Source organism: Pseudomonas sp. HMWF032, assembly GCF_003060885.1.
Lineage (GTDB): Bacteria > Pseudomonadota > Gammaproteobacteria > Pseudomonadales > Pseudomonadaceae > Aquipseudomonas.
Map to the genome: position 1 here is coordinate 1,427,662 of NZ_QAIG01000005.1, position 5,720 is coordinate 1,433,381.

Below are 5,720 nucleotides of genomic sequence, written 5' to 3' on the forward strand. Positions count from 1 at the left end.
CTGACGCACATCGGTTTCCGCCAGGAAGGTCCAACTGCCCCCGTCAGCGCCGGCAAAACGGCTGCTGGCACTGGTGCGCAACAACGCCTTACTGTTCGAGCGCGCCGTGGCCACGGCGGCGTTGGCAGAAATACCCACACCACCGGCCAGGCTCTGCGCATGCACAGTCGCACTGTCCTGCTCGCCCTCACGCAGCACGCGGCTGCGCAGCTGACCGGTGGTGGCTGACAGCAGCACGTTGCTGCCAACCGTCAACTCGGCCTGGGCACTGTTCAAGGTGTCGACCACACTGCCGCCCACCGCGAGCAGCCCACCCAACGCATAGCCTTCGCTGCGGGCCTGCAAGCGCGTGCGCACCTGCGCATCCAGGTCCAACGTCTGTGTAGCCTGCAGGCGGGCACCGTCACCGATGTTCAACCGGGCCTGAGCCGCATCACGGGCCAACAACAGCAGGGCATTAACGCCGCCTAACACACCGCCACTGCTGCCCCAGCCATTCAGCTGGGCTGACCCTGCAGATAACGCGGACAACAGGATGTCACTCGCCTGCAATGCGGCACCCGGTGCCACATCCAGACTGACCCGGCTGTCATGGGCGGCAACCCCCAACACCAGCCCGGCTCCGGCCAACCCACCGACCGCCAGCCCAGAGGCTTTCACCTGCAAGTTCTGGCCGTCAGTGGCCTGCCCATTGAGGCTACCTGTCAGCTGCACCGGCCCGCCGAGGACGGTGCTCACGGCATTGTTCAACACCGCCGCTGCGACGGCACCGCCCACGGCACCGACAACCGCCGCCTGCCCACTGACCGCATTAACCAGCATGGCCTGGGTGTGATCACCGCTCTGTTCGGGGGTGTTCTTGTCCACGGCCGAGGCCCTGATTAGCAAGCTGGCGGCATTCAGCGTGCCGCGCAAAATCTCGGCACTGACCCGCGCATTGGACAGGCTGAATGCCATGGCCGCGCCATAGGCACCGCCGCCCACATTTAGACTGCCGGCTTGGTTACGGCTGGCCAGACGATCCTGAGCCTGTACCGAAGCCGCCCCACTGAGGCTGATCTGACTGTCGCTGACCCGGGCTACGGTTTCGTGCTTACGGCTGCTGTTGCTCTGCAGGCGGTCACTGACGGTGACCTTGGAGCTGCTGTTGATCCGCTCGGAATCCGCCTTGTCGCTGACCGTAACACGCGTGTAGCGCTGGCTGGCGTCATCCCAGACCACCTCATCGTGATTCAACTCGGTCACCGGGCCGGTGCTGCTCAGCTTATCGAGTTTGGCCAGCGTGCCCTGCCCGTCTTTGTTCAGGTAACTCAGTGGATCAACCGTGCTGTCACCGGCGCTGACTTGAGTAGCGCCGCTGCCCAGCAATAACAAACCCAGACTGCCGCTAAGGCTGGCAAAGCCCAGACCACCCGAGGTGGTGAGCAGTTCGGCATAGCCTTCGCGCAAGGCATTCACGCTCAGACTGCCCGCGTGCACGGTGCTGCGGTCAAGCAACGCGCGGGTTGCACTGTTGGCCACCACCACATTGGCCGACGCGCCCAGCGCTGCAGCGCCCACCACACCGGAGCCGACATTGCCGGTCACACGCAGGTTGTCGCGGGCATTGATGTCGAGGCTGCCCAATGGAGCGGCCGGAGTACCGAACAGGGCTTGGCTGGCACCGGCTTCAGTGGTGGTTTCCACAACCTGCACCAGCGCCGAACCGGCTACCGCGCCACCACCGGCCGCAGCGCCCACCAGATTGCTGTGCAGTTCCGTGTTGCCACGGGCGCGAAGCGTAACGGAGCCGGCCTGTACACGGCTGTCAGCCAGTGAATTGGCCGCATCCACTGCCTCGCCGACCCAAGCGCGGGTCACCGCCTGATTCAGCACCAAGCCAAAGTTGGCCCCCACCCCCACCAAGCCGCCGGCCAGGGCCAGCGCATTGGCGCTGAACTGTTGCAGCGCATCCGCGCTGACCAACAGGCTGCCGACCTGCAACTGACTGCCTTTATCCACCCGTGCTTCGGTGGTGCCTTTGGCAATCACCAGGGTGGCGTTGCCAGCGGTCCCGACAATGCCACCGCCGGCACTGGCCAACAGGCTGCTGGCGAACTGAGTGGACGCCGCCCGCACCTCAGTAGCGGCTCGGCTGGCCAGCAAGGCACCGCTGATAAAGGCGCGGGTGTCACGCTGAATCACCGTGGTGTCCAAGGCTGCCGCCACCGCCGCCACCCCGAGGCTGAACGACGCACTGGCCAGATAGCTGGCGCTCAGCGCATGGCTGGCAGCACCGACCAACACCTGTTGCGCTGCGGCCGCACCGGGCGCCTGATTGATCTGCGCCGACTCGATGCTGGCATGCGTGAGGCCACCGATGACGTTGCTATTGCCCAGGCCCGAGACCGACGCGCTGTAGAGGGGAACAAACGAAATCGAACCGGCCGCGGCCAGTTGACCAATCTGCTGCACCGAACTGGCCTGAACCGCCAGCCCACGGAACTGCCGTGTACCCAAGCCCAGATTGGGAATCGGATTGAACTGCTCTGCATCACTCCACAGGCGGTCTGTGGCGTTCGGGCCATTGAGCAACACGCCGTTATCAATGCCCGCCGCTTCACCCAGCGCCAGTGCGCTGACCTGCGTCTGAGCGCCCGTGATCCCCGCAGTGGTGCTGTTTTCAATCACGTTAACCGTGGCCGAACCACCGACCGACGCCGTGCCGCTGGCCATAAAGGCACCCGCAGCACCGCTGATCTGGTCCAGCGTCCGCGCCGACACCGTGACGTTGTTCTGCGCGACGACCCAGGCCCCTTGCTCAATAAACGCCCGAGCAGAACTCTGGATCACGTTGGTGGCGGCCGACCCGCCCACCGAAGCCGTACCCGAAACCGCGCCACTGATCGACGCCGAACGGATGGTCGAATTCGAATGTGCGGCGACAATGAGGTCGCTGAGCAGCCAGCTCTGTGCCGCCTTGCGCCCTTGCACGCGGGCTTCCAGTTGGCTGGCCACGCGATTGACCGAGGTCGCCGCACCGACAGCCGCCGAGCCACCAGCGGCCGCACCGCCGGACAACGCCGCGATGCTTGAGGTGTCCAACGCCTTGACGGTGACCACGCCGGCCGTTCCCGCACTGCCGTCGATCTGCGCGCGGTTCACTGCGCCAATGTTGTTGCTGGCATTGGACAGGGCCACGCCGCCACTGCCGCCAATGCTGCCGCTGACCGCCAGGGTGCGAATGCTGCCGGCGCTGGTGGCCAGCACATCGACTGCCGAGGTGCCGGCCGCGACGCTGCTGTCGAGAATCCGCGCAATCCGCTGCTGCTCGATGGTGCTGATGGCGACCGCGCCGGTGCCGGAACCGCTGCCGCCCACCTGTACGTTACCGGCGGCGGTGTAGATGTCCGCCGCCCCATCGGTCACCTTGACCTCGACGCCCTGAGCACCGCTGACGCTGCTGCTGTCCAGGCTGGCGCGCTCTTCGCCCTTGATCACATTGATCGCCAGCGACGCACCAACGGCCGCCGAGCCGGCACCGCCGGCACCCACCGCCAGCGAGCGGATACCCGATGCGCCACCACTGCGCAGACTCAGCGCGCCATTGAGCAGCAACTGACTGCCGCTGACTTCAGCAATGCGCTTAGCCAGAATGATGTTATTGGCGTTGGCCACCCCCACCGAGACGTTGCCGGCCCCGCCCACGGTACCGGCCAGACTCCAGATTTCCCGGTTGCCACGGCTGGCATTGAGCTCAAGACGACCCAGTTCGATGCGGCTACCCGTGATGCTGGCAGTTTCGCTGCCTTCAATCACGTTGCTGGTGGTCGAACCGGAAATAGCCGCCGTGCTGGCACCGGCACCGGAGACGGCGGCGGCGTAAATGGACTGATCCAAGCTGGCAGACAGCGTACCGCTGGCAAAGCCACGGATATCACTCTGCGCAATCGAGGCACTGCGCTGGGCGCCAATGCGGTTGACCGAGAACGCGCCACCGACACCGGTATTACCCGAGCCGGTCACTTGCCCGGACAGCGAGGCAATCAGCATGCCTTGCCCTTGTGCCGCGTCCAGCGTGAGGCTCTTGCCACTGCCGCTGGTGCGCAGGTAACCGCCACTGACGCCGGCGCTGTCGCTGCCGTCGATGTTGTTGACCACCACCGAGCCACCCACCCCGGCCGTGCTGCCACCGACTGCATTGACCCCGACGCCCCAGATTTCGCCGTCCAGCCCCGACAACACGCTGGCCGAACCGCGCAGGTCCACTTCGCTGTTATTGACCTCCGCCTTGCGCGTGGCTTCGACCAGGTTGATCGCCACCGCCGAGCCCACACCGGTGTTGCTGCCACTGGCGGCCAGGTTGAAGGCCAGCGACCAGATGCTCGCGCCCAGACCGGCCTGTGTGGTGCGGATGTTCAGGTCATCCGCCAGCACCTTGGCATTGCGCAGGTGTGCCAGGGTGGTGTCGGCAATCCGGTTGAAGGTCATGGCCCCGCCCACGGCAACATTGCCGGAGGTCACGGCAGCTGACAGGGCTGCACTGATGATGCGGCTCTGCTGGGCTGCATCCAGGGTCAGGTCGCCGCCCAGTTCATAGCGGCCTTTTTCCAGCACGGCTTCAACGCGCTGCTGCATATCGCTGATGCCCACCGCACCGCCCACCGCCGTGGAGCCGCTGCTGCCGGTGATATTGCCCGCCAGCGAATAGTGCCCGCCGCTGCGCTCGGCGCTGATGCGCAGGTTATTGGCTTTGAGCGTGCGATCGCCCATGTCCACACCCGCCAGCACATTGCCGCGTCCAATCAGCGCCGTGGCCGAACCGGAAACGCCCACCTCGGTGCTGCCCGCACCGGAAACCGCAGCCGCCAGCACGTCAGCACTGTGCCGCGCAGTAATCGTCAAATCGCCGCTCAGGTCGACGTTACTGTTGGCCAGTTGAGCGGTGTATTCGCTGCCGGCATACACCAGCGCCATTGAACCGCCCACCCCGGCCTTGCCACCGGAGGCCCCCAGGCTGCCGGCCACCGCCAACACCGCTTCGCCGGCGATCTGACCCTCGAACAGGTTACCGGGACCGTTCTTGCCATTGAGCAAATCTTTGTCCACTTCACCACTGACCTTGATCGCCGACACGGTGTTACCACCGCCCAGATCAAGACCGCTCTGCAGCAAGGTGCCCTCGGCGGCCGTGGCGAACAGGCCATCCAGCGGCGAAACGCCGGAGAGGCTTTGCGCCGACAGGTTCAACGCACCGCCTTGCAGCGAAGACAACAGCGCCGGGGACGTGGCGTTCAGCTTATACGCGTCCACACGCGACTGGATCTTGTTGGCCAAAACCAGTGTCAGCAGTGAACCGGCACCCGCGCCACTGTCGCTGCCCGTGCTGACGGCACCGCCCAGCGCACCCGCCAGCACCCGTGAGGCACTCGCCGCCGTGACATCCATGCGGGCGAAGTTGCTCGCCGTGCTCCCCAGCCATTCCGCCGCCAGGGTATTGGCCAGCACACCCACCACCAGCGAACCGCCGGCACTGCCGCCGTTGCCCTTGCTGCCGGCAAACGCGCCGCCGCCGAGCATCACCCGTGCGCGGTCGTAGGCATTGACGGCGATCTGGCCGGGTGCCGCCTGGCGCTGCTGCACCTGGCTGCTCTCCACCAGCGCGCGGGTGCGGTTGCCCATGTACGCGGCCGAACCGGACAGCGAAACCGCCACATTTTTATCGGTACCGGCGGTGGCCA

At 65.8% G+C, this 5,720-nt stretch carries 1 protein-coding gene; it reads right to left on the reverse strand.

Going from position 1 to position 5,720, the window contains the following annotated elements; translation table 11 throughout:
• A partial coding sequence (locus DBR00_RS09325) for a hypothetical protein (protein WP_158271560.1) occupies positions 1–5,720 on the reverse strand: 5,720 nt, incomplete at both ends.